We start from the raw sequence: 25225 nt of genomic DNA on the forward strand, positions 1-25225 counted from the left end.
CTGGTGTTCGGGTGCCGTCTGGCAACGTGAAATCCGCGTCAAGCCGCTGCGATGGTCCAAATATTCACCGCTTCTGTTACAGCGTGTTACGTTGACATTGAATCTGTTTCCGTTCGTTACAATTGATGACGCCAGGAGGCAGAGCACGGGAGGACGAATACTGTGAGCATTCCGCGGCTGTTGGTGGTCGATGACGACCCGGACATGCGGTCAATGATGACCCAGTTCCTGCAGCAAAACGGCTTTATCGCCCTGCCCGCCAGTTCCGAGGCTGAAATTCGCGCACACCTGAACGCGGGCCGCATCGACCTTATTCTGCTGGACGTCATGCTGGGCGATGAGAACGGTGTTGAAATCTGTTCCCGGCTGCGTGCCGAACAGGACGTGCCGATCATTCTGGTATCCGCTTTGTCGGCAGATCACCAACGCATGGCGGGGTACGAGGTTGGGGCCGATGACTACATCGCCAAGCCGTTCAATCCTCAACTGCTGCTGGCCCGCGTGCGCGCAGTAATGCAACGGGCGCGCCGGACGCCTTCTCTGGCCTACCGCCGCCGGACTCGTAGCTTCCGGTTCGACGGGTGGCTCTATGACGGTAAACGGGATGAGGTGCACTCACCCGAGGGTTATCTGGTCGCGCTGTCGCAACGTGAAACGGCGCTGCTGAAGGTTTTGCTGGCCAATCCGCATATTCCACTGAAGCGCGACGAAATCGTTACCGCACTGGACGTAACCGGCGACTCAGACAAGCCAGAAGCGCAAGGACGGGCCATCGACATGCTGGTTGGTCGCTTGCGGTCAAAGATCGAAGCCAATCCGAAGGACCCGCAGATGCTGCGCACTGAGCGCGGCGTTGGATACGTGTTCGCCGCAGATGTTTCGGTGCAAGAGGAATGACGTTGCGCCTGCGCAACCTCGGCTGGATCTGGGCGGTATCAGCATTTGCCGTAGGAGTGCTCTGCGCTAGCCTGTGGTTCGCGTCATCCCGCGCCTGGACCCAGTTCCAGATGCGTTCGTTTGTTGTCGGTTTTACGATCTATGAGGACCTGCGCACCGGAATGGTCTCCTCCCCTGAGTTTTCCATCACACCTTTGTCGCCTGACAATGCAACGCTTGCAGAGAGAGGTGAGTTCAACCGCGTTCCGGGTTTTTCCGACCGCCGGTTCGTGACCAACCTGTCCATCCTGACCGACAGTTCGTCCCCACTGAGTGGACGGGAACTGACGCTGGCCGTCCTGTCTGACCGGTTGGTCTATCCGGTGTCCGATATCGTTTCCGGCAGCGATCAGACCGGCCCCGAAAAGATGGGCAACCTGACCAAACTGCTGGCGACTTATTGCAGTGAGCCCATCGTGTTCGCGCAATTCGGACGGGGGCCATGGTACCAGGTGGATGGAACGAATATCTGGGGATGCCGGGCCGCGCCTGCTGACCTGAGATTGCCGGCAATCCTGTTGGGCGTTGTCGCGCTGGCGGTGATCATGACGTCGGTCGGGAACGCGTCGGATACGTTCACACGTTTTTCCCACGCTTTGCGAGAGCGCCAGCGGCGCGGCGGTCCGGACAGTTATGACACGAGCGGCCCCGCTGAACTGCAGGACATCGTATCGGCCGTAAACGCACATCTCGAAGCGGAACGCGCGCAACTGGAAAAACGTGCAACAGTTCTGTCCGGGGTCAGTCATGACCTTGGAACGCCGGCAACCCGTGTCCGGCTTAGGGCCGCCCTGATCCCCGATGACGAGCTGCGCGAAAAGCTCGAGGCGGATGTGGATCAGATGACGGGGATGATCGAAAGCGTCCTGACCTACACGCGGTCTGAACTCAGCGTTGAAGAGCCGCGCCAGATTTCACTGACCGCTTTGGTCGAAGCGGTCGTCGCTGATTATCAGGACATGGATTTGCCGGTTACCTTGCAAAAGGTCGATCCGGTGGCGGTGCAGGGCGCGCCTTCGGTCTTCATGTCCCGCCGGGGACAAGGCCGCCTGCCCGAGACACGGCGTATGCTGGTCATGGGGCGACCGATTTCCCTGAAACGCGCCTTGACCAACCTGATTGACAACGCCCTGAAATATGGTCGCCATGCCGAGGTGCAACTGGAAACGGATGCGCGCACCGCAACCATCACAATTCAGGATAAGGGCACCGATCTGTCCGTTTCGGATATCGAAGATTTGATGACCCCGTTTCGGCGTGGATCGAATACGGGATCGTCCGATGGTTTCGGGCTGGGTCTGACGATTGCCGCGACAGTTGCAGAACAACACGGAGGCGCGCTGAGTTTCGAGGCCGGCGACAGGGGCCTGCGCGCGTGCCTGCAGATCACCCGGCAATAACAGGTCAGGTCATATAGCTGCGCACCAACGCACCTGCGATCAGGGACCAGCCATCCGCGATAACAAAGAATGCCAACTTAAACGGCAGCGATACTGTCGCTGGTGGCACCATCATCATGCCCATAGACATCAGTACCGCAGCTACAACCAGGTCGATGATCAGGAAGGGCAGGAAGATCAGGAAACCGATCTGAAATGCCCGAGCAATTTCAGACAACATGAAAGTCGGCATCAGAATCGAAAGCGGCGCTTGGGGCGACAAGGCAATCGCCTCCCCCTCAGGACGCAGGGCGGCCATCGCATGAAATGTATCCGGATCTAGCCGAGCCGCCATAAAGCTTCGAAATGGCTGCAGGGCGCGCTCAAGCGCCGGTTCCACATCCATTGTTTCGTCGATCATTGGGCGAATGCCGGTTGTCCAGGCTTCGGTAAAGACCGGCTCCATAATGAAATAGGTGAGAAACAGCGCCAGGCTAACGATCAGCATATTGGGCGGAGATTGCTGCAATCCGATACCTTGCCGCAGGATAGCCAGAACCGTGATCAGAAAAGGAAAGCACGTGATCATGATCGCCAGTCCGGGCGCAAGGCTCAGCACTGTGATCAGAAGGATCAACTGAATGGTCCGCGCCGAGATCGACCCGCCCTCTCCCAGCGAGAGCGACAGCTCTTGCGCCGCCGCCAGAGAGGGTATCAAAGATAGAGCGGCGACGGCCACCCAAAGCAGCAAGCGCATCAACCGATCCCGTTCTGCAAGTCCGCAATCTCGGTCAACCTCACGGCTAGTTGACCCGCCTGATCGCCCTCCATCTCTTCCAACAGTCCGCGCGCCACCAAGTGATCGCCAACATACAGATCGACCGGGTCTTCGATCCGCTTGTCCAAGGTTAGCACCGCATTCTCACCCATGTTCAGCAAATCCCGGATCAGGGGACGCGCGCGCCCGACCGAGACCGTGACCTCGATCGGGACAGAGTCGAAGGGACTGGACTTTTCAGGTTTTGGGATTTGGTCGTCACTCATGGCTCAATGCCTCTTTTGCCTCAAAAACATACGCGTCGAATGCGCCTGAGATCGTTGCAAGCAGGGCGCTGCAATCTACCTCACGTTGGAAAACACCGACCTGCAAGCGCGCTTGACCGGGCTCCAATGCCGGGTCTTCAATCACCTGGGTCTCGGAGGACAGACTCTCTGGCACCATGCTCTCCAACTCGGACGCGCACCCTTCGGGCACAAAGGCCTGCATGGGCTGCCCGATGTGATCACGCGCCATTTCGGTCAACTGTTCGACCAGCCGGGCCGCAAAGCCACGGTCCAGTGTTTCGGGCAAAACGGTTCGCATTAGACTCTGGAACATCGGCTCCAACGACGTGGACATCCGTGCAATCGCTTCGTGATATGTGAAGGACATATCCTCAAGTGATTTGGCCAGAGTTGCAGACGCCTCGCCACGGTCCTGTTCCCGCGCCTGAAGCGCGTCTTCCCATCCTGCGCTGTAGCCTTCTTCAAACGCAGCCAGCCGCATTTCTTCCAGCGCGTCGTCATCCAGGAGATGCACCTTTCCTGTTCCAGCCTGCAGGGTGAAATCTTCCAGAAGGTGAGCAATTGACATCAGACCCGCTCCTCCTCTTCCTCAAACCAACTGCGCAGGATTTCGACAGTCTCTTCCTGCTTGTCGCCGATCATCGCCCGCAGCCGCTCCACCGGATCAGCGCCGGTTGACGGAGCAAGTGCTGGTACGTTGCCTGCGGGTGCCTGCGCCTCAAGCGGAGCGAAATTGCCGTTGTCCCCGGTTGCAATCTCGCCGGTCAGGGCAGCATCTGGCTCGGTCGGCTGGGACGCAGGCAACAAGGCGGTCGCTTCGCTCGGTTTCGTTAGGATTGGGCGGATCACGAACAGGCCCAAAACCAGAGCGACAAACGCCAGAACCACCATCTGAATTAACGACATCGCGTCCAAATGCACTTTTTGCCAGATCGAAGCAGACGCCAAGGTCCCCTGTGGTTCAACCACCGGAAGGTTCAGGGACTTTAAGGTAATCACGTCCCCGCGTTCGGCGTCGAAACCAACCGCTGAGGCCACCAATTCCTCAAGCGCGGCAAGTTCAGCCTGCGGCATCGGTTCGAAGCGTTCCACCCCAGCGGCATCCACCGCTCGAGTTCCGTTCACCAGAACGGCGACAGTCAGTCTTTTGACCGCCCCCGGTGCATTGTGAACCTCAAGCTCTGTCTCTGAAACCTCATAGTTCACACGTTCGCGCGTTTGCGTCGCGTTCGAGTTCGACTCATCACCGCCCGCGCCATCGCCATCCGGCAGGTTCGACGCCACCGTTACATCCGCCGATTGGTTCCGCGCACTGTCCGAGCGTTCCTCGACATCCGTGCTGATCGCGACCCGACCGTTGGGATCAAACCGACGTTCGCGTATGGATTCCGTTTTGGTCACGGTATCAACGCTGACCTCAATAACCGCGTTTCCGGCCCCGACTCGAGCTTCGACAAGGCGCAAGACCCGCTCGCGCAACTGGCGCGACTTTTCATCAGCCGTGTCCGAGGCAACAGCATTATCCTGCGCGCCAATCACGGCCCCGCTGGAATCGATTACCGCCACATTCTCGGGCGCAAGCCCGCTGACGGCCGAGGCAACAAGAAACCGGATCGCCTTGGCCTGATCCGCTGTAATTTCCGCCCCTGAAGACACCACATAGACCGACGCCGTCGGCGCGATGCTGCGTTGAAACGGATTGGTTGATCCATTCGCGATATGCACACGCGCCTGACTGATATGCGGGCTGCCAACGATGGTCCGGGCCAGCTCACCTTCTTTTGCACGCCAATAAGCAGCATCGAACATCTGCGACGTCGTGCCAAAACCGCTAAGCGAATCCAGAAGCTCGTACCCCTGCGTTCCGTTGGCGGGCAAACCTTCGCTCGCCAGTGTCATGCGCAGTTCGTCCCGCTGCGACCCCGGCACATAGATCGAGCCGCCCCGAATCTCGTAGGGAACGCCACGCTGTTCCAGCGATCGGACGATATCCCCCGCCGCGCCACTTTCCAGCCCGGCATAGAGCAAGGTCATCGACGGTGCCGTCACCAATCGCGACATCGCAAGGACGCCCAAAAACACCAGCACAACCGCACCGGCAAGGATGATTTGTTTACGCCTGTCCAAACTAGCCCAGACAGTTCCGATCTGCTGCACGCTCACCTCCGACTCGCCGACATTCTGCCCGGCGCATCCCTTGTTTGGACGATTGCCCTTAACAATCGGTTAGTCCCTGCCGGGTTATGACGATCGCAGAACGGATGAATGAGGACCTCATGACCGACGCGACCGCAGAACAGGCAGAAATCCCGAAAAAATCGGGGAAAATGGGGCTGATCATCGGGCTGATTCTGGCGATGATTGGCGCAGCAGGCGGGTATTTTCTGACCACCTCGGGGGCGTTGCCAATCGGGACCAAGACCAGCACGCATGAGGCCAAGGAAAAAAAGAAAAATACGCCCGGAATGGCGTTGCCCGATGTTGGCTTTGTCGACCTTCCGCCAGTGATCGTTTCGGTAAATACAGGCGCGTCCCGCCACTTGAAATTTCACGCTCAACTTGAGGTGAGTTCTGAATTCCTGGGTGACGTCGAAAAAATGAAACCGCGAATCATGGACGTTCTGAACGGATACCTGCGCGCGGTCGAAATCTCAGACCTCGAAGATTCTCTGGCGCTTATGCGTATCCGCGGACACCTGCTTCGGCGCATCGGAATAGTCGTCGGAGAAGATCGCGTGCGCGATGTCCTCGTCATGGAATTCGTACTGAACTAGGAGGCGAAGTTGGAACTGATCGCAGATATGTTGCTTGTTGCGGGGGCCCTTGGTGCGGGTTTGTACTGCTTCGTTCTGTCCCGGCGCCTGAGGCGTTTCACAGATCTGGAAAAAGGGGTCGGCGGCGCGGTGGCTGTCTTGTCGACGCAGGCGGATGAATTGAAGAAATCACTGGATGCAGCGCGGGCGGCGACTGACAAATCTGGGGATGACTTGAAGGACCTGACCCAGCGAGCAGAAACAGTTGCGCAGCAGTTGGAACTGATGATGGCGTCGATGCACGACGTCATCACGGAAGAACCCAAGCCCGAAGCCCCCACCAAAGCCGAAACTGATACTGCGCCAGAGGCCCCAGAGGCTGAGATTTCACCAGACGTCGCTCACAGAGCTGACACATCAGAATATGATGCGGATCACGTCCAGAAACCAGAGCAAGACAGCCCCGCCAAACGACCGGTTGGCCTGATGTTCATGCGGCATGGTCGTAATCGGGGCGAGGTCACAGGATGAAGCGCGAACCTGCCAACCGACCCAAAGGTGGTGTTCTTGCAGTGATATCCGCTTTGATGGTCGGCTCAGCCGCGATTCGAGTGGGACTTGAAGCCGGACCTGCCCTCGCCAAGACCACCGAACCAACGGCATCCGAGCCCGCCAATACTCAGGTAGACCGGCCCGGGGCGCAGGAACTTCTGACCGCGCTGTTGCGCCGCGAAGAAGCGTTGAAAGACCGCGAGGCGGCGTTGCAGGTCAAGGAAAAGGCCCTGAGTATCGCGGATCGGGCCATTGCGAGCAGGTTGGTCGCCTTGCAGGAGGCCGAAGAAAACCTGCGCGAAACGCTGGCCTATGCCGAAAAAGCCGCCGAAACCGACCTGACACGCCTGACTGACGTTTATCAAAGCATGAAGCCGAAAGACGCCGCAGCCTTGTTTGAAACGATGGACCCGGGGTTTGCGGCAGGTTTCCTGTCGCGCATGCCACCCGATGCGGCAGCGGGCGTTCTGGCCGGGCTCAGCCCCGAGGCGGCTTATACGATCAGTGTCATCATGGCCGGTCGAAACGCCTCAGCCCCCCAAGAATGACCTGAATCTTAACACCCGCCTTTGACTCTGCTGGAGATCACACATGATCGGACTAATCGGAATTGTCGTCATTTTCGTCATGGTATTTGGTGGCTATCTGGCTGCTGGTGGCAAGATGGCAATTATTTTGAAATCGCTACCGTTTGAAATGATGATGATCGGGGGGGCGGCTGTCGGTGCTTTTCTGATCAGCAACGACCTGAGCGCTGTGAAACACACCGCCAAGGACATCGGCAAAGTTTTTAGGGGCCCGAAATGGAAGCCGGAAGACTATCGCGATCTCTTGTGCCTGTTGTTTTCCCTGATCCGAATAGCAAAGGCCAATCCGGTCGAGGTGGAACAGCACATAGAAGATCCCGAAAATTCATCTTTGTTTTTGGCCTACCCAAAAATTCAGTCAGACAAGGAGGCCGTTGATCTGATTTGCGACACGATGCGCTCTGCGTCGATGAACTATGACGATCCGCATCAAGTGGAAGAAGTGCTGGAAAAGCGGATGGAGGCGAATTTTCATCATGCCATGCATTCCAGCCACGCCATTCAAACGGTTGCTGATGGCCTGCCCGCTCTGGGGATTGTCGCCGCTGTTTTGGGTGTGATCAAGACAATGGGCTCCATCGACCAGCCACCCGAAGTTCTGGGGAAACTGATTGGCGGCGCCCTGGTCGGGACGTTTTTGGGAGTTTTCCTGGCTTACGGTCTGGTCGGACCCTTCGCCGGCAAGCTGAAAGCCGTCGTTGAGGAAGACAACCATTTCTACCAACTGATCAGGGAGGTTCTGGTCGCCAATTTACACAACCACAATCCTGCAATGTGTATCGAAGTCGGACGTCAGAACACGCCCACCCATAACCGACCGGGCTTCTCCGAGCTGGAAGATGCGTTGAAAGAGCTCAAGCAGGCCGCGGCATGATCAGGGCAGGAATACTCGCAGCGGTTCTAATGGGATTGGCTCGGGCGGCAGTCGCGCAGGATGTTCCGGTTCGGTCAGGTGAACACGAAGGTTACACACGGCTGGTTGTGCAGGTGCCCGCGAACACGGGCTGGACCCTTGCACAGACCAAAAACGGCGCGCGCCTGAGCGTCGCGTTGGATGGCGTGAAATTCGATACCCGCTCGGTCTTTCGCCGGTTGACGCAAGATCGTCTGGCGGCGATTTCACAGAGCACTCCGGGAGGAGCACTGGAAATGCAATTCGGTTGCGACTGTGTCGCGTCCTCGTTTTTGCACAACAAGACGATGATCGTGGTGGATATTACTCCGGCGGCACTGCTCCCGGAAATCAGCGGCGATATTCCACCCCCGCTGCTGCCCAAAACGACCCCGGCGCAAAACCCGTTGAAGCAAACACAACTGCCGGAGGCGTTGTCGCTGCCACTATTGAGCTTGAATGCGCAACAGCTTGAAAGCCAGTTATCGACCCGGCTTCTACAGGGTGCCGACCGCGAACTCGTCGACCTCAGGATTGCTCCGGTTGGGCCCAGAGCGTCCATCGCGCAAGAACCTGTGCTTGCGCCGATGGATCCGGGCGCAAATATCACCGTGACTTCGGCTTTGGATGAATTGGATGAATTTCTGGATGCAGGCATTATCCCGAATGAACGCCAGCCTCAGTGCCTGTCCAGCGCAGACCTAAGCTTTGGGACATGGGGCGGAACGAAGCCGTTTCCAGAACTGGTGTCAGCGCTCCGGTCAGCAATGTATCAGGAATTCGATACCCTCGATGAAACGAAGGTATTGGAATTGGCAAAGCTATACGCGCCCCATGGGTTTGGCGCAGAAGCGATTCAGGCATTGGGCTTGTTGGACCCGAATTCGCGTGAATCAGAACGCATCAACGCGATCGCGCAGTATATGGACGACGGTCAAGTTTCCGGGTCAAATCCGTTCAAAGGCCAGCAAGGGTGTGACAGCGACGCGGCATTGTGGGGGGTGCTGACCGAAGGGAACCTATCGGGTGATGTTCGGTTGAAGACAGTGGAACAGACCTTCCAGCGCCTGCCGAAACATCTACGGCGTCAGGTAGGTCCGGCCGTGGCCGAGATTTTGACTGAAGGTAAGGAACTAGAGGCCGCCCGGCGCGTATTGCGGGCAATTGACCGGGTTTCGGATTATTCCACGGCAAGAGCGTCGCAGGCCAAGGCGACCGTCGCAACGGCGGAGGGCGATGGACAACGCGCCGAAACACACCTGGCGGACGTCATCTCATCTTCGGACACAACGGTAGAGGCTCCGCTGGCCCTTGCACGACTTGTCGAGAAACGGTGGTTCGACAGAGGCTCTGTTTCTGCGAAAGAAGTCGAATTGGCTGCCTCTTACGCTGTTGAATTCCGAGGTTCAGAGTTTCAGCCCATGACCCAGCGCACCCATGCAGTTGCCCTAAGCCTGAATCATGAATTTGATCAGGCGCTGAACCTTCTGGGGGAAATCCCTAAGGACGCGGAGGATGAGGTCGCATTAAACCGGGTCACGCAAATGCTGGTGGAACGTGCAGATGACACGACTTTTTTGCGCCGCACGCTGATCATGTCGAAAAGAAACACCTACGCTCTGTCGACAGAAACCGCCGTCGCGGTAGCAACCCGGTTGGCATCGCTTGGTTTTGCGGGTCCGGCCCATTCCATGGTAAGTCGTATTCAAGATAAGACGCAAAAATCGGATCGCGCGCGTGTTCGGGCCCAATCTGCCTTGCAGAGTAACCGACCGCATCAGGCGCTGCTTGAACTGGCTACGACCCCGTCTACAGATGCTGTTGATCTTAGGGCACAGGCGTTGCAGGCAACGGGCGACTTCGCCGCCGCGGCCAACGTGTTAAGGGCCTCGGGTCAGCATGAAGCGGCTAACAGATTATTCTGGTTGGCCAATCTTGATGATGAAGTAAAAACTGAACATGACGATCGGTTTAGCCAAGCCAGCCAATCCACTCAGTTCCTTTCGCAACCTTTGACCCGCAGCCCGGACAGGCCTTTGGCCGATGCCAGAGAGCTATTGCGGCACAGTGCCAATACCCGACGGGAGATTGCTGCGCTCCTGTCGAAAGTGGCTGAATGAAAACTGGAGGAATGGAAAAATTTGTTTTGTTAGAGCCTTTTTCGATCGATTATCGAGTAACGGGGTGAAAGATTAATTGTGCCAAATCAGAATAGCGGCTTGTCGGTTCGCACCATCCCAAAATGGCAGTTCGGATGGCATTCGCCCTTCGCTCACCCACCACAGGCGCGGCAAATTCTGTGTATTTGGCGATTACGTCTTCGCGTTCAAAGGGTACTTCGGGACCGCCGCGGGCATGAACATCGCCCGAATCCAACACTCGTCCATCTGTGGTCTGGATGCTTACATCCGCCCATCTGCCTTTCGGAAATCGCTCAGCGTGGCGCTTGGACCGAGAGGTATGAATGCGCGCCATGAACTCGGCAACAGACGGGTCGGCCAGGCCAGCCCCAGAAATATGCTCGACCCCAATCCGTCCGTAAATCGCCTGAACCGCCACGGCAAAGGGCAGGGAATACTGCGCCTGTGACGTCGTTTTGGGCATTCCCCCAAACAGGCACACAGCCTCATCAAAACTGTTGATCTGGATGGACAGAATTTGGTCGTGCGTCAGATCATTCGACTCCATGACCGCGCGAACCGCATCAATCGCCGCGTGCGCCCAGCGGCAGATCGGATAAGGTTTTACATATTGGTGTTCAACCTGCCAGAACTGACCCAGATCAGCCCAATGAGATGCCGCAGATTGGGCTTCAATCGTGATGGCCGGGGCGCCGGTAAATCCCTTTTCGGCTAGAACAGCGGCGGACAGCCCAACCAGAGCCCCCCAGCCAGAGCCGTCGTGCAGCATCGTTGGATTCGCAATTTCCCGCATCATTTGACTGCGCGGGCCGTGATACTCGGCGATCCCCATCGCCTGTCGCAATTGTTCCGGCGTATGCCCCCGCAAGCGCGCGGCCATTGCCGCCACACCCAGCGCGTTCCACGCACCCGATGTATGATATTCGTCGACCGAGGCGTGCAGCGATAACCCGGCGCGCCCCGCAACCTCATACCCGGTGATCACGGCAGCCAGCGCGTCGGGTCCGGTCAGGTCGGGGCAATGCTCGGCGAGGGCGACAAGCGTGGGCAAGACGACAACGCCGATATGCCCCTTGGTCGGGTTGTACCCGTCATGCCCGTCCAGATTGTCGGTATGGGTTGCCATGGCATAGGCAGCCCCTGCCATGCTGACCCGCCGCCCATCGAACATCATACGCGCGCTAAAATCTTCCTGCGTGCTGGCATACAGCACTGACGCTGTTTCACGGGCGATCACCCCCGCCTCCATCGGACCAGAGGCGATCAGGATACCCATAGTGTCCAGCATCATCAGGGCGGCAGCGTCCATCGCGCTTTGCGGCATTTGGTCCGCTGTCCGGCGCAGTGCAAAATCCGCGACTTGGTCGAACGTCCCCGTCATTTTACCGGGTCCGCCACAGGTTGCCTTATGTCCCGAAGGCGCAGACCTGACGGATCAAATGGCGGCTCAGCCAAAAGCGTGGCCTTGTGCGGTCTACCCAGGATGAAAATACTCACCGTATCTCCGGGCTGGGCAACCTTGGGGTTGGCATAGCCGATCGCCAGAGACTTCCCTACGCTGTAACCGAATGCGCCAGAGGTCACCCGCCCAATCGGCGTTCCCTCCGGGGTGAAAATCGGCTCGCCACCGGATGCATCGGCATTGGTTGCCTCCACTTCAAACATCGACAGAACCTCGCGTGGGGTATTGTCTTTGACGGCCAGATACGCGTCCTTGTGCAAGAAATCCTTGTCCAGCTTGATCAGCCCGGCTAGCCCAACTTCTTGCGGCCAATATTCCTGAGAATACTCCCGCCCCCAGGAACCGTATCCCTTTTCAATCCGCAATGACCCCAACGCGCGGCCGCCAACCGGGCCGCCGCCCAAGTCATTCGCGGCCTCCAAAAGTGCAGTATAGAGCCTGATTTGATCTTCTTCGGCGCAATGAAGCTCCCACCCCAGGTCACCGGTAAAGCTGACGCGGATGGCAAGACAGGACACACCCGCAACCTCGATCCGGCGGGACCGCATAAAGCTGAACCCTTCGTTTGACAGGTCCGCATTCGTGAGGCGCTGCAACAGGTCACGCGACTTTGGCCCTGCCACGTTAAAGCCCGCAATACGGTTCGTGGCGACTTCGAGCGTTGTACCTTCGGGCAGATCGACCATGTTGAAGAACCGCTGGTGATAGCGTTCTGCCATGCCCGAGCCGATCATCATGTACTCGTCCTCGGCAGTCTTGGTGATGGTGAAATCACCCGCAACTCCGCCGCGCACCGAGATCATGGGGGTCAGACAGGACCGCCCAATCTGAGTCGGCACACGGTTGGCGACCAGACGATCCAACCAATCATACGCGCCGGGGCCTTTGACGATGTAGTTGGCGAAGTTCGAGATGTCGATCACACCCACATGGTCACGCAACATCTGCGCCTCGCGGCCCACAGGTTCCCACCAGTTCTGGCGTGTAAAGCCGTTTGTGTCAGTCACTCCGGGTTGCTTGGCAAACCAGAGCGGGTGTTCCCAACCGCAGTTCAGACCAAAGACACAGCCCAAGTCTTTTTGTATCTGATAGGCCGGGCGCAGACGAGCGGGACGTCCCGCGCTGCGTTCTTCATTCGGGAAGTGGATGGCGAAACGGTGCGTATAAGCGTCTTGGACACGCGCCTTGGTGAATTTCTTGTCGGCCCAGTCGCCAAAGCGCGCCAAATCCCACGCGAACATGTCATATTGCGGCTCGCCCTCGATCATCCACTGTGCTGACAGCAGGCCAAGACCGCCCGATTGCGAAAATCCGGGAATGATCCCGGTGCAGCAGAAATAGTTCTGCAACTCGGGCACCGGCCCCCAGATCGCGTTGGAATCGGGTGACCAGATCATAGGGCCGTTGATCACCCGTTTCACACCCGCGGTCGCGGCGACTGGCACACGTTCGGTGGCACGAATGACGTTTTCCATGATCCGGTCCAGATCGTCGGGGAACAGATCGTGGGCAAAGTCCAGCGGCGTGCCGTTTTCGGCCCAAAACTTCATGTCTTTTTCGTAGGCACCGATCAGCAGCCCGTTGCCCTCATGCCGGAAATAGTACTCACCGTCCCTGTCCGCGATGGATGGCAGGCGGCGGCCCAAGGCGGCGACCTCGTCAATCGCTTCGGTGACGAAATACTGATGCTCGGTGGGTTGCAAAGGCAATTCGATCCCGGCCAGCGCCGCAACTTCCCGCCCCCATAGACCGCCTGCATTGACCACCCACTGCGTGTGGATGTCCCCCTTTTTCGTGCGCACGATCCACGACCCGTCGGATTGCTGTTCAGTGCCTAATACAGGGCAAAACCGCTCAATCGAGGCGCCCATCGCGCGGGCGCCAGCAGCATAGGCGTGCGTCACGCCCGAAGGATCGACATTGCCGCCATCCGGTTCGAACATGATGCAACGAATGTCATCGAACTGCGCCAGCGGGTGCAATTCCATCGCTTGTTCGCGGCTAATCTCGTGGAAATTCAGGCCATAGAATTTTGCCTTAGCCTCTTGCAGACGCAACTGGTGTTCGCGGTCCTCGGTCTGCGCCAGATAAAGCGAGCCGGACTGGAAAACGCCGCAGCCCTGCCCGGTTTCCTTCTCCAGCTCTTTATACAGGTTCATCGTATAATGCTGGATGCGGGTGATGTTGTTGTTATCGTGCAGCCCGTGGATATTGGCCGCCGCGTGCCATGTGGACCCGCTGGTCAGTTCATCGCGTTCCAGCAGGACAACATCGGTCCAGCCGAGCTTGGCCAGATGATACAGGATCGAGCAGCCGACCAGCCCCCCTCCGATCACAACGGCTTGTGCGTGGGTTTTCATCGGCGTGACCTCCTGCTGGCGCGCGAATAAACTCTTACCAGAAAGTCAGCCACAGGTTCCGGGGGCCTTATGTTCTGTTCCCGACGCAGAATGTCGGGAACAGGTAAGTTCTACCTCGAATAATTCTCAACCAGAGTTGAGTTAATACGGCGCCTCGACGTCGTTCATCGAAACATAGACGGTCTTCATCTCACTGAAGTGGTTGATCGCCAGTTTCGAGTTCTCGCGCCCCACACCCGACATCTTTGAGCCGCCAAACGGGGCCTCGACCGGGGCCAAGTTGTAGGTGTTGATATAGCAGGTACCCGCCTCAAACCCGGCCACGATGCGGTGGGCGCGGGTCAGATCGTTGGTAAAGACACCGGCGGCCAGACCGAACTCGTTATCATTGGCGCGGGCCAGAACCTCGGCCTCGGTGTCGAAGTCCAGAACCGACATGACCGGGCCAAAGATTTCCTCGCGGGCGATAGTCATGTCGTCGGTGACATCGGCAAAGACGGTGGGCTGCATGTAGAACCCGTCGCCCTCGATCCGGTCGCCGCCAAAGACCAGACGAGCACCTTCGGCTTTGCCTTTGTCGACATAGCCCAGTGCGATGTTCATCTGATTTTCGCTGACCATGGGGCCGAAATTGACGCTTTCGTCCAGCGGATCACCGATTATTACGGTGGCCAGGCGTTCGGTCAGGCGGGCAAGGAATTGATCCTTAATGCCTTTCTGCACAAAGACGCGGGTGCCGTTGGAACAGACCTGACCCGAGGAATAGAAATTTCCCAGAATCGCGCCCGAAACAGCGTTTTCGATATCCGCATCGTCAAACACGATCATCGGGGATTTGCCGCCCAGCTCCATCGTCACGTGTTTCATGTCGGCGGCGGCGGCGGCATAGACCTTGCGGCCCGTGGGCACCGATCCGGTCAGCGACACTTTGGCCACGCGCGGATCTGTCACCAGCGACGCGCCGACATCTCCGTAACCCTGCACGACGTTGTAGATGCCCTTGGGCGCACCAGCTTCGATCAGAAGCTCGGCCACCTTCAACGCGGACAAAGGCGTGGTTTCTGACGGTTTGAACACCATGGCGTTGCCGCAAGCCAGCGCGGGCGCGCCCTTCCAGCACGCGATCTGTGTCGGATAGTTCCACGCGCCGATACCGACGCAGACGCCCAGCGCCTCGCGGATGGTATAGACAAAATCTCCGCCGCCCAGCGGGATATGTTCACCGGTCAGCGAGGCCGCCAACCCACCGAAATATTCCAACGCGTCAGCCCCGCTGGTGGCGTCGGCGACCAGCGTTTCCTGCAGTGGTTTGCCGGTATCGTGGGTTTCCAGAATAGACAGCTCGCGATTGCGTTCACGCATGATGTCAGCGGCACGACGCAGAACCCGGCCACGCTCGGTTCCCGACAGCGCAGCCCATTCATTTTGAGCCGTTTTCGCACTGTTTAGAGCCTGTTCAACAACTTCTGCCGTGGCGGAATGCAGCCGGGCGATAATCTCTCCGGTTGCGGGAAAGATAACGTCGATGGGGGCGCCATTGGTGTCTTCGACGTATTCGCCGTTGATAAAATGGCTCGCCTTGGGCTGGAATTTCATGACCGGGTCCTTTTCAGAAGTCTTTCTTCGGCTCTAGCTTTTATTGACTGGCCAGTCAATAAACGCAAACACGGCAAACTCTCGCTGATGTGAATCACCGCCCTCTTGAATAAAAAAGTTAATGTTCCATTTATGTTCCACATGGTCAGAGGAACATTCCGATGTCTTACGCCACCCAAAATTCTGCTCTGAACGGCCCATCAAACGACTATCACTTGCTGCCCGTCACTGATCGGCAAATGCGCTATGCGCGCGCGATCGCTCAACAGTCAGCTTTGGAAATCCCTGTCGAAGCACAACGGGATCGTCGGGCCATGTCGCAGTGGATATCAGCCCACAAACCACATGATCCATCACCCTTTGCCAATTATCCGACCGGCAAGCAGGTGGCCTATGCCGAGCGGATTGCCCGCAGCAAACGCAGACAAATCCCGCAGGAGTGTTTTCGGGACAAACATGCGATGTCGCTGTGGATCGACCACAACAAATAGCGGATCAGTTTTCGCTGTGTGAGCGGGCGTAAATCCCTACCGCTGCGGCCACAAACAGGCCCAACAAGATATAGCCGGTAATAGCTTCGGCCACGGCCAAACCGCGACACATTCCGGCGGGGTGTAAATCCCCGAACCCAACTGTGGTGAAAGTCACGTAAGAGAAATACAAAACATCAGTTGGGCCGCGCGCGCCTACGACACACAGGTCGTAATAACCGAACGACCCATAGACAGCCGCAAAAAGAAAGGGGACGACCTGAATAAAGGAAATCCCCATCAGCAGCAGTTGCCGCCGGGGAGATTTGACCTGGGTCATGTAATACCAGGTCTGCGAAACAAGCCAGATCGTCAGCAGAACGGTTGTTGCTGTGCCGATCTTGTCGCCCGCCGTGGTTTCACTTAGTCGCGACAGCCCGTACCATGCGATGAAGCTGGCGACCACCAACCCAAGGGCTGCAACCAAGGTCGATTTCCACTCTTCCAGAGTAATCGGGTCGCGGTGCATGAAACCTCCGTCAGTATGAGACACGGTTAATCATCGGGTCAGAGGCGCATACCCGCAACTTGAAAAATCAGAGGTTTAGGTCGTGCCCAGATGCTCGTGCCCGCGTTGACGCGCCAGTCCGATCTGTTTCTGCCGCTCGCGAAAACGCATTTTGTCCGCCTCGGACGTTTCGTTGATGCACCGGTGGCAGGACACGCCATGCTCGTATTCAGGGCGTTTCATATCTTCGGGCAGGATCGGACGCCGGCAGCCGTGACACAGATTGTGGGGGCCTTCGACCAGCCCGTGCCCGACAGACACACGATTGTCGAACACGAAACACTCGCCCTGCCATGTGCTGTCTTCGGCGGGCATTTCCTCAAGGTAACGCAGAATGCCGCCTTTCAGGTGATAGACATCCTCAACCCCCTGCCCCAACAGGAAGTTGGTCGATTTCTCACAACGGATCCCGCCGGTGCAGAACATGGCAACGCGCTTGTTGTGGAAACGATCCTTGTTCTCCTCCCACCACGCCGGGAATTCGCGGAAACTGGCTGTTTCAGGGTCTATTGCGCCTTCAAACGTGCCAATTGCAACCTCGTAATCATTACGCGTGTCGATCACCACAACATCGTCTGAACGGATCAGGTCGTTCCAATCTTCAGGCTCAACATAGTTGCCAACTCGGGCGCGCGGATCGACATCCGGCTGGCCCATGGTCACGATCTCTTTCTTCAGGCGCACCTTCATCTTGCCAAAAGGTGGATGATCGGCGGTGGCCTCTTTCCATTCAAGGTCCACGCATCCCGGCAATGCCTTGATATGGGCCAGCACCGCGTCGATCCCGGCACGGGGGCCTGCAATGGTTCCGTTGATCCCTTCTTGCGCAAGCAGCAACGTGCCTTTGACCGCTTGCGCGCGGCATAGCTCTAGCAGAGGAGCACGCAGGGCAGCGTGATCCGGGAATCGGGTGAAGTGATAGAGGGCAGCGATGGTATACATGCGCGCGGTCTAAACCTGCATTCAAAGAGTCGCAAGGGACCGGATTGACGCCCCCCCTGCTTGCCGCCTACCGATAAGACAACGCAAGGAGGCCCCGATGACCCACGCCCTGATCGTAATCGACGTCCAGAACGACTTTTGCCCCGGCGGCGCGCTGGCCGTGCCCGAAGGGGATAAGATCATTGCCCCCATCAACGCCATGATGAACGCTTTCGACGCGGTCATCCTGACGCAGGACTGGCATCCGGCAGGGCATTCGTCTTTCGCCAGCTCTCATTCAGGCAAAAATCCTTTTGATATGACTGAGATGCCCTATGGCCCGCAGGTATTGTGGCCGGATCACTGTGTGCAGGGGACCAAGGGCGCAGCGTTTCATCCCGACCTGCGCAGCGACGGCGACCTGATCATCCGTAAGGGATTTCGCAGCGACATCGACAGTTACTCCGCCTTTTTTGAGAATGACCAAACCACACCCACGGGCCTTGAAGGATATCTGAATACACGCGGCCTCAGGAAACTGACCATGGTTGGGCTGGCCACGGATTTTTGCGTTCACTTCTCGGCAGTGGATGCAGCGCGGCTTGGGTTTGACGTGACAGTGCGCATGGATATGTGCCGCGCCATTGATCTGGACGGCTCGTTGGCGGCGGCCCAATCGGCACTGCGCAATGCAGGTGTGACGTTGACCTAGGGAGTCGACCCTGAATCCGCCAGGTATTTGAGTATGACAAATATGACCACGGCCAGGCCCAATGCGACACCGACCCGTGCCGGTACGGTCCGACGTTGGGGTGTTGCAGGCGATTTGTAACGCGGATTGGGTGTCCAATCGGCCACCTTTCTGCGCTGCCCGTTCCGCGGGCGGGCAGTTTTGACCTCACGCAGGAACTTCCAAAAGTCAAATTCACCGCAATATTCGCCCTGAACCCCAAGGTCACGAATATTGGCAAACAAGGCGCGTAGAATCCGCTCACGCTCGGCCTCGTCACGCGGACGGTAAAGGCCGTGCAGCAACTCGCTGCCAGTGGCGTCCAGACCAAAGCCTGCATCCTGGAAGATTTTGCGAATCTTCGGCGAGGTCGCACGCAAGGCGTCCGCCGTCTTCACGTCGCGGAACATCGCGCGCAATACCGGCTTTTGCGAATACCCATCCGCGCCCGCTTCCAGACCACCATCCCCCGGGTCGACTACAACGATGTCAAAATCGTACTCGAGAACCATTCACTATTTAAACCTCGTCTTCCCTTCCATACTTTTCACTAACAAGCGAAAAGAACTCACAATATGCTCGCTTTGTGACCTGACATTGTCATTGTCCCCGAACGAGCGACTCTTGCCATTCAACGCACCGATTGATCTAACAACGGAAATCGCAGGAGTTCCTCATGGTCGATATTGCGGCGCGCGTGTACAATCATAAATGGCAGATTGACCCAATTGTCCGGTCTTTAATCGACACAGATTTCTACAAACTGCTGATGTGCCAGTCAGTGTTTCGAAATAAGCCCCAAACGGATGTGGTGTTTTCGCTGATCAATCGGTCGAATCACATCCCCCTGGCCCAGCTTATCGACGAAGGCGAGCTGCGGGAACAGTTGGATCACATCCGCTCACTAAGCCTCAGCCGGGGAGAAAGCACGTGGTTGCGGGGCAATATGTTCTACGGCAAACGGCAGATGTTCCGCTCGGATTTCATGGAGTGGTTCGAGAATCTGCGCCTGCCGCCCTATCACCTGGAACGCAAGGGCGATCAGTACGAACTGACATTCGAAGGCAAATGGCACGAGGTCATGTTGTGGGAAATCCCCGTCTTGGCCGTTTTGATGGAGCTGCGGTCCCGCGCCGTGCTGAATGACATGCGCCGGTTCGAGCTTCAGGTGCTCTATGCCCGTGCGATGACCCGCGTTTGGGAGAAAATCGAACAGCTACGCGGGATTGAGGGGTTGGGCATTGCCGATTTCGGAACGCGTCGCAGGCATTCCTTCCTGTGGCAGGATTGGTGCGTCCAAGCCATGATCGAAGGGCTGGGGCCTGCGTTCACGGGTACGTCGAACTGCCTGATCGCCATGCGGCGCGAGGTTGAAGCCATCGGCACCAACGCGCACGAACTGCCTATGGTCTATTCGGCGCTGGCTGACACCGATGAGGCACTGGCGCAGGCGCCTTATGATGTTCTCAGCGACTGGCATGACGAGCATGACGGAAATCTTCGCATCATCCTGCCTGACACCTATGGCACGCAGGGGTTTCTGGATCGCGCACCTGATTGGCTGGCCGGATGGACCGGTATCCGCGTAGACAGCGGCGATCCGGCCACTGGCGCGGAAATAGCAATCCAATGGTGGAAATCGCGCGGCGAGGATCCAATGGAAAAGCGGGTGATCTTTTCTGACGGGTTGGACGTAGACAAAATCCGCGAGCTGCACAGCCAGTTTGCAGGGCGCACCAAAGTGTCGTTTGGCTGGGGCACGCTTTTGACCAATGATTTTCGCGGGCTGGTGCCCGATGACGCGCTGGCCCCGTTTTCCTTGGTGTGCAAAGCAGTCTCGGCCAATGGCCGCCCAACGGTCAAACTGTCGGACAACCCGGAAAAGGCAATGGGCCCGGCGGACGAAATCGAGCGCTACAAGCGCGTGTTCGGAGTGGGCGCGCAAGAGTCGATCGAGGTGATTGTTTAGGCTCTAACCATGGAAACTCGCCACCGTTTTGAGTTGTGAGAACCCAAACAGCGCCTCGAATCCCTTTTCGCGGCCATGCCCGGATTTTCCCACCCCGCCAAAGGGCAGTTCCACGCCGCCACCGGCGCCATAATTGTTGACGAAAACCTGACCCGAGCGCAGACGTTTCGCCAATCGCATCTGGCGTGCACCATCGCGGGTCCAAATGCTGGCCACCAGGCCATAGTCGGTTCCGTTGGCAATCTGCACGGCGTCTTCCTCGGAATCAAAGGGGATCAAGACTTGCACAGGGCCGAATATTTCGTCACGGGCCAACGCGTGATCGGGCGGCACGTCAGAAAACAGCGTTGGACGGACATAGGCCCCATCGGTTGGTGCGTGCTCAACGATGCGACCCTGCGCAGCGACTTTCAGGTCCACCCCCTTGGACAAAAACCCTTCGACGATGTCCTTTTGACGGGCAGAAATCAGGGGACCGAGCCGCAAATCCTCATTCGCTGGTCCAACGGTCAGATCGGCATAGGCGTCGGCCATACGGGATTTGACCTGCTCATACACTCCACGCTGCACCAATATGCGGGATGAGGCTGAACATGTCTGACCCGCGTTCTGAATTCCTGCGTTCACCAGAAACGGCAGGGCGGCGTCCAGATCGGCATCGTCAAACACCAGTTGCGGGGACTTCCCTCCCAATTCCAGTGTCACCGGCACCACATTGCGGCCTGCCGCCTGTTGCACCAGCGCACCTGTGGCGACCGACCCGGTGAACGAGATATGGTGCACGCCTGGATGACTGGACAATGCAGCACCAGCCTCGGCACCCAAACCGGGCACCACATTCAATGCACCTGCTGGCAACCCAGCCTCTTGCGCCAGATGTGCGAAGGCAAGTGCCGTCAGACAGGCTTCTTCGGCTGGTTTCAGGACGCAGGCATTGCCCATCGCCAGCGCCGCCCCGACCGAACGGCCAATGATCTGCATGGGGTAATTCCACGGCACGATATGGCCGGTCACCCCATGTGGCTCTCGCAAGGTGTAGACGGTGTAGCCTTCCAAATAAGGTATTGTGTCGCCCATGACCTTGTCGGCGGCACCGCCATAGAACTCGCAATACCGCGCCAGCGCCACAGCGTCAGCGCGGGCTTGTGTCAGGGGCTTGCCGACATCCATCGCCTCCAAAGCTGCCAGATCATCGACCCGTTCCAATACCAACTGACCCAATCGCGTCAGGATGCGGCCCCGCTCCAGCGCGGTTTTACGGCCCCAGCCACCGTCAAGGGCCGATTGCGCGGCTTGGACCGCTGCGTCGATATCTGCAGCCTCGCCGCGGGCGATACGGCAAATCTCAGCCCCGTCAGAAGGGTTGACCAAAGGTAAGGTCGACCCCGAGGTGGGATCGACCCATGCGCCTCCGATCAGACAATGGGTTGGGTTGAACCAGAGAGGATTGGGCATTTCGATCTCCTATTTCGGCTCTAACATTGGGAATCAAGCCACCTGACTGCCGATATCTGGCAGAACAGGCGCGGCGTCGATCAGGGTTCGGGTATAGGGATGCTGGGGGTCAGAAAAGACCTGCTCGGTCTCGCCCTGCTCAACAATTCTACCGGCCTGCATCACCATCACGCGGTCAGTGATTGTTCTGACGACACTAAGATCGTGACTTATGAACAGATACGTCAGGTCATATGCCGCGCAGAGCTCAGCCAGAAGGTCGAGGATTTGCGCGCGTACGGATACGTCAAGCGCTGAAACAGCCTCGTCGAACAGGATCAGCTCGGGCCGGATGATCAAGGCGCGAGCAATAGCAATGCGCTGCCGCTGACCGCCCGAGAATTCGTGAATGTACTTGTCGGCATCTCTGGGACTGAGGCCCACGGCACTAAGCATTTCGTCGATCAAGTCCTGACGCGCGGCCCCTTTGGGCGGATTTTCCAATACGTGAAACGGTTCTGTGATCAACCGCGCGACCCGGTGGCGGGGGTTGAAACTGCCATAGGGATCTTGGAACACCACCTGCATCTTTCGCCGCACGGCTGGGTTTGGCTTGTGGCCCGCAAAAACGGGCTCCCCGTCCAGTCGGATTTCCCCGAACTGAATCTCCTCTAAACCCAAAATCGCTCGTGTTAGGGTCGATTTGCCACATCCAGATTCGCCGACCAGTCCCAAACGCTCCCCACGATTGAGAGTGAAGCTTACCTGATCGACGGCACGGTGATGACCGGGTGTTTCAAACAAGCCTTTCCGGGGAAGGCGGTAGTCGCGGACAACCTGCGCAACCTCAAGCAACGGGCGGGGGCTTATCGTATCGGGTAGGGAAACCTTGTGACCAGACGCTTCGAACAGCATGCGCGTGTAGGGGTGTTGCATGTCGCGCAACAGGTTTTCCGTGGCCCCTTCCTCAACAACTTCGCCGTGACGCATAACGACGATCTTGTCGGCCAGATCGGCCACGACCGCCAAATCATGCGTGATCATCAGCAAACCCATGCCATATTCGCTGACCAACCCCCTGAGCAGATCGAGGATCTGCGCCTGCGTTGTTACATCCAGCGCCGTCGTGGGTTCGTCCGCGATCAACAGCTTCGGGCGCAGCGCGATGGCCATGGCAATCACGACACGCTGGCGCTGACCGCCCGACAACTCGTGCGGATAGCGGGTCAGCGGGAAACGGTCAGGTGGCAGACCCACCCGGGTCAGAACCTCTTCGGCGCGTTCACGGGCCTTTGGGCGGGGCATCGCCTTGTGGATCAGGATTGTCTCCATCACCTGATCCCCGATGGTCTTGACCGGATTCAGCGCTGTCATCGGCTCTTGAAACACCATTCCGATCGCAGCGCCGCGCAGGGCACACATTTCAGCCTCGGGGCGGGTCAAAAGGTCATGGCCTTCCAGCCGGATTGCACCTGTTGCCTGTCCCCCGTTCGGCAGCAACTGCATCACGGCCAAGGCAGTCATCGACTTGCCCGACCCGCTCTCGCCGGTTACGGCCACAATCTCACCCGGGGCGATGGACAGGCTGACCTGTTTCAGGATCGGCACGCCGTGGATAGTCAGAGACAGGTTTTCAATATCCAGCAAGCTCATGCGCGCGCCACCCTTATTCGGGGATCCAGCCAATCACGCAGACCGTCCCCTAAAAGGTTCAGACCCAGCACAGTGACGATAATCGCAAGCCCCGGAATCAGAGCCAAATGCGGGGCAAAACTGACCATTGTCTGTGCGTCGGCCAGCATCCGGCCCCAACTGGGCGTTGGCGGTTGCGCCCCCAGACCGACATAGGACAGGCCCGCCTCGGCCAGTATGCCCAGCGAGAACTGAATGGTCCCCTGCACGATCAGCAAATTGGCGACGTTGGGCAGAATATGTTCGGCTGATATCCGGGCGGCACCTTTGCCAGACACACGGGCGGCAAGGATGAACTCACGCTCCCACAGGGACAGCGCCGCGCCGCGGGTGATACGGGCGAAGACGGGAATGTTGAATATGCCGATCGCGATGATTGCGTTGACCGCTCCCGCCCCGAACACGGCAGTGATCAGGATCGCGATGACCAGTGAAGGAAACGCAAATACTAGATCATTGCCGCGCATGATTAGCTCATCCAGCCACGATCCATTGCGCGCTGCTGCCGCCAATCCCAGCGGCACACCTAGCGCCATGCCGATACCCACTGCGACCAAGGCCACCGCAATGGACGTTCGCGCACCGACCATGATCATGGAAAACATGTCGCGACCAAAATGATCCGTTCCGAACCAGTGCTGCGCATTTGGTGGTTGCAACTTGTCCGGGATACTCAGCGCGGCATAGTCGTAAGGCGTCCAGACAAAAGAGACCAAGGCCGCCAGAACAACCAGCGACGACAAAGCCGCCCCAAGGATCAGGTTGCGGCTCATGTCCGGCTCCTCAGGCGGGGATCGACGGCGGCATAGGCCAGGTCGACCAGAAAATTTACGGTGATGACGGCAAACACCAGCAGCATTACTACCGATTCCACAACGACCAAATCCCGGGCAGAGATCGCCTGAAACACCAACCGCCCGAGGCCCGGAAGGTAGAACACCTGCTCGATAATGATCGAACCGGCCAGCAGGAACGAGAATTGCAGCCCGATAATGGTCAGCACCGGGATCAATGCATTGCGCACGCCGTGCCTCCACAAGGCTTGCCTGCGCGTTAACCCCTTTGCACGGGCGGTGCGCATGAAGTCTTCGCCCAGAATATCCAGCAGGGATGACCGCATCACCCGCGCCAGAATCGCCGCTTGCGGCAAGGCCAGCGCGATGGCGGGCAGGGTCAGGGAATGCAGGCCGGTCCAAAACCCGGTGTCCCACCCTGCGAACCCTCCGGCATTGAACCAGCGCAGGTTGATGGCGAAGATCAGCACCAGCATCATCGCAAACCAGAAATTGGGAACCGCGATGCCCAGTTGCGTGGCGCCCATCACGGTCAAATCCCCCGGTTTACCCCGTCGCGCGGCGGCATAGATACCAGCTGGAAAGGCGATCAGGGTCGACAGGGTCAGCGCGTATAACGCCAATGGCAGCGACACCCACAACCGGTCGGCGATCATCTGCGAAACTGGCGTTCGATATGTGTAGGAGGTTCCGAAATCCCCCATCAGCATCCCGCTAACCCAGTTAAAGTAACGCTGAATCTTCGAGCCATCCAATCCAAGCTCTGCACGCAGCGCGGCCAACGTGTCCTCTTGCGCGTTGACGCCCAGCATAAAGGATGCAGGGTCGCCGGGCGCAACCTCGATCACGGCAAAAATAACCGCCGAGGCCACGGCCAGGCTGATCATCAGAGATATCAGACGTTTAAGTGCATAACGGAGCATT

Annotated in this window: 24 protein-coding genes; 10 read left to right on the forward strand and 14 right to left on the reverse strand. The window is 58.1% G+C overall.

Translation table 11 applies throughout. The features are described from left to right. Positions 1-162: 162 nt before the first annotated feature. Together GOX75_RS11065 and GOX75_RS11070 are read left to right on the forward strand one after the other, a co-directional pair. Positions 163-897 carry a response regulator transcription factor gene (locus tag GOX75_RS11065; RefSeq protein WP_171123016.1) on the forward strand — a complete coding sequence of 245 codons (735 nt, stop codon included), beginning with the start codon at positions 163-165 and terminating at the stop codon, positions 895-897. After that, positions 894-2336, forward strand: coding sequence for a HAMP domain-containing sensor histidine kinase (locus tag GOX75_RS11070; RefSeq protein ID WP_171123018.1), 1443 nt, complete (start codon positions 894-896; stop codon positions 2334-2336). The genes GOX75_RS11065 and GOX75_RS11070 overlap by 4 nt, the downstream gene beginning before the upstream one ends. A 4-nt stretch (positions 2337-2340) precedes the next feature. Here the strand turns inward: GOX75_RS11070 and fliP are convergent, their stop codons facing one another. The 4 genes from fliP to fliF are packed head-to-tail and all read right to left on the reverse strand — an operon-like array spanning position 2341 to position 5537. Further along, positions 2341-3072, reverse strand: coding sequence for a flagellar type III secretion system pore protein FliP (gene fliP, locus GOX75_RS11075; protein WP_171123020.1), 732 nt, complete (start codon positions 3070-3072; stop codon positions 2341-2343). Further along, positions 3072-3359: a FliM/FliN family flagellar motor C-terminal domain-containing protein gene (locus tag GOX75_RS11080; RefSeq protein ID WP_171123022.1), complete on the reverse strand. Its 288-nt coding sequence runs from the start codon at positions 3357-3359 to the stop codon at positions 3072-3074. Before GOX75_RS11080 ends, fliP begins: the two co-directional genes overlap by 1 nt. Then, a complete protein-coding gene (locus GOX75_RS11085) occupies positions 3352-3948 on the reverse strand; it encodes an ABC transporter ATP-binding protein (RefSeq protein WP_171123024.1) in 597 nt (198 codons plus the stop codon). The genes GOX75_RS11080 and GOX75_RS11085 overlap by 8 nt, the downstream gene beginning before the upstream one ends. Beyond that, the gene (fliF, locus tag GOX75_RS11090; RefSeq protein WP_171123026.1) at positions 3948-5537 is read right to left on the reverse strand and encodes a flagellar basal-body MS-ring/collar protein FliF; all 1590 of its coding nucleotides are present in this window, start codon (positions 5535-5537) and stop codon (positions 3948-3950) included. Before fliF ends, GOX75_RS11085 begins: the two co-directional genes overlap by 1 nt. Before the next feature lie 119 nt (positions 5538-5656). Between fliF and fliL the strand changes: the two genes are divergently transcribed. The 5 genes from fliL to GOX75_RS11115 are packed head-to-tail and all read left to right on the forward strand — an operon-like array spanning position 5657 to position 10284. Continuing rightward, the gene (gene fliL, locus GOX75_RS11095) at positions 5657-6154 is read left to right on the forward strand and encodes a flagellar basal body-associated protein FliL (RefSeq protein WP_254428739.1); all 498 of its coding nucleotides are present in this window, start codon (positions 5657-5659) and stop codon (positions 6152-6154) included. Between the two features lie 9 nt (positions 6155-6163). Further along, entirely contained in the window at positions 6164-6664 is a 501-nt protein-coding gene (locus GOX75_RS11100) for a DUF6468 domain-containing protein (protein ID WP_171123030.1), read from the forward strand. Next, complete coding sequence (locus GOX75_RS11105; protein ID WP_171123032.1) at positions 6661-7233, forward strand: MotE family protein; 573 nt, start codon at positions 6661-6663, stop codon at positions 7231-7233. Before GOX75_RS11100 ends, GOX75_RS11105 begins: the two co-directional genes overlap by 4 nt. A gap of 43 nt (positions 7234-7276) precedes the next feature. Continuing rightward, the gene (gene motA, locus GOX75_RS11110; protein ID WP_171123034.1) at positions 7277-8146 is read left to right on the forward strand and encodes a flagellar motor stator protein MotA; all 870 of its coding nucleotides are present in this window, start codon (positions 7277-7279) and stop codon (positions 8144-8146) included. Beyond that, positions 8143-10284, forward strand: a complete 2142-nt coding sequence (locus GOX75_RS11115; protein WP_171123036.1) for a hypothetical protein — start codon at positions 8143-8145, stop codon at positions 10282-10284. The genes motA and GOX75_RS11115 overlap by 4 nt, the downstream gene beginning before the upstream one ends. Before the next feature lie 49 nt (positions 10285-10333). Here the strand turns inward: GOX75_RS11115 and GOX75_RS11120 are convergent, their stop codons facing one another. The 3 genes from GOX75_RS11120 to betB form a co-directional block, all read right to left on the reverse strand. After that, positions 10334-11686, reverse strand: coding sequence for an MmgE/PrpD family protein (locus GOX75_RS11120; RefSeq protein ID WP_171123038.1), 1353 nt, complete (start codon positions 11684-11686; stop codon positions 10334-10336). Continuing rightward, the gene (locus tag GOX75_RS11125; RefSeq protein ID WP_171123040.1) at positions 11683-14127 is read right to left on the reverse strand and encodes an FAD-dependent oxidoreductase; all 2445 of its coding nucleotides are present in this window, start codon (positions 14125-14127) and stop codon (positions 11683-11685) included. The genes GOX75_RS11120 and GOX75_RS11125 overlap by 4 nt, the downstream gene beginning before the upstream one ends. A 141-nt stretch (positions 14128-14268) precedes the next feature. Next, positions 14269-15723 carry a betaine-aldehyde dehydrogenase gene (gene betB / locus GOX75_RS11130; protein ID WP_171123042.1) on the reverse strand — a complete coding sequence of 485 codons (1455 nt, stop codon included), beginning with the start codon at positions 15721-15723 and terminating at the stop codon, positions 14269-14271. 161 nt (positions 15724-15884) lie between these two features. Here betB and GOX75_RS11135 point away from each other — a divergent pair, with 161 nt between their 5' ends. Next, entirely contained in the window at positions 15885-16214 is a 330-nt protein-coding gene (locus GOX75_RS11135) for a hypothetical protein (protein WP_171123043.1), read from the forward strand. Between the two features lie 4 nt (positions 16215-16218). Here the strand turns inward: GOX75_RS11135 and GOX75_RS11140 are convergent, their stop codons facing one another. After that, positions 16219-16722: a potassium channel family protein gene (locus tag GOX75_RS11140; RefSeq protein ID WP_171123045.1), complete on the reverse strand. Its 504-nt coding sequence runs from the start codon at positions 16720-16722 to the stop codon at positions 16219-16221. 75 nt (positions 16723-16797) lie between these two features. Then, positions 16798-17703, reverse strand: a complete 906-nt coding sequence (locus GOX75_RS11145; RefSeq protein WP_171123047.1) for a rhodanese-related sulfurtransferase — start codon at positions 17701-17703, stop codon at positions 16798-16800. Positions 17704-17800: 97 nt separating this feature from the next. On the opposite strand from GOX75_RS11145, the gene pncA reads away from it, so the two are divergent. Next, positions 17801-18394 (forward strand): bifunctional nicotinamidase/pyrazinamidase, encoded by a 594-nt coding sequence (pncA, locus tag GOX75_RS11150; protein WP_171123049.1) that lies wholly within the window; start codon positions 17801-17803, stop codon positions 18392-18394. On the opposite strand, the gene GOX75_RS11155 is transcribed toward pncA, so the two are convergent. Further along, the gene (locus tag GOX75_RS11155) at positions 18391-18924 is read right to left on the reverse strand and encodes a hypothetical protein (protein ID WP_171123050.1); all 534 of its coding nucleotides are present in this window, start codon (positions 18922-18924) and stop codon (positions 18391-18393) included. The genes pncA and GOX75_RS11155 overlap by 4 nt on opposite strands. A gap of 164 nt (positions 18925-19088) precedes the next feature. Here GOX75_RS11155 and pncB point away from each other — a divergent pair, with 164 nt between their 5' ends. Further along, positions 19089-20381, forward strand: a complete 1293-nt coding sequence (gene pncB, locus GOX75_RS11160; RefSeq protein ID WP_171123051.1) for a nicotinate phosphoribosyltransferase — start codon at positions 19089-19091, stop codon at positions 20379-20381. A gap of 3 nt (positions 20382-20384) precedes the next feature. Here pncB and GOX75_RS11165 read toward each other — a convergent pair whose 3' ends face one another. The 4 genes from GOX75_RS11165 to GOX75_RS11180 are packed head-to-tail and all read right to left on the reverse strand — an operon-like array spanning position 20385 to position 25224. Further along, positions 20385-21836 (reverse strand): aldehyde dehydrogenase family protein, encoded by a 1452-nt coding sequence (locus GOX75_RS11165; protein ID WP_171123052.1) that lies wholly within the window; start codon positions 21834-21836, stop codon positions 20385-20387. 33 nt (positions 21837-21869) lie between these two features. Continuing rightward, positions 21870-23468, reverse strand: a complete 1599-nt coding sequence (locus GOX75_RS11170) for an ABC transporter ATP-binding protein (protein WP_171123053.1) — start codon at positions 23466-23468, stop codon at positions 21870-21872. Next, on the reverse strand, positions 23465-24280 hold the full coding sequence (locus GOX75_RS11175; protein WP_171123054.1) for an ABC transporter permease: 816 nt from the start codon (positions 24278-24280) through the stop codon (positions 23465-23467). The genes GOX75_RS11170 and GOX75_RS11175 overlap by 4 nt, the downstream gene beginning before the upstream one ends. Further along, positions 24277-25224 (reverse strand): ABC transporter permease, encoded by a 948-nt coding sequence (locus GOX75_RS11180; protein ID WP_171123055.1) that lies wholly within the window; start codon positions 25222-25224, stop codon positions 24277-24279. Before GOX75_RS11180 ends, GOX75_RS11175 begins: the two co-directional genes overlap by 4 nt. Position 25225 lies beyond the last annotated feature (1 nt).

This window comes from Ruegeria sp. HKCCD7251 (genome assembly GCF_013031165.1).
Taxonomy (GTDB): domain Bacteria; phylum Pseudomonadota; class Alphaproteobacteria; order Rhodobacterales; family Rhodobacteraceae; genus Ruegeria.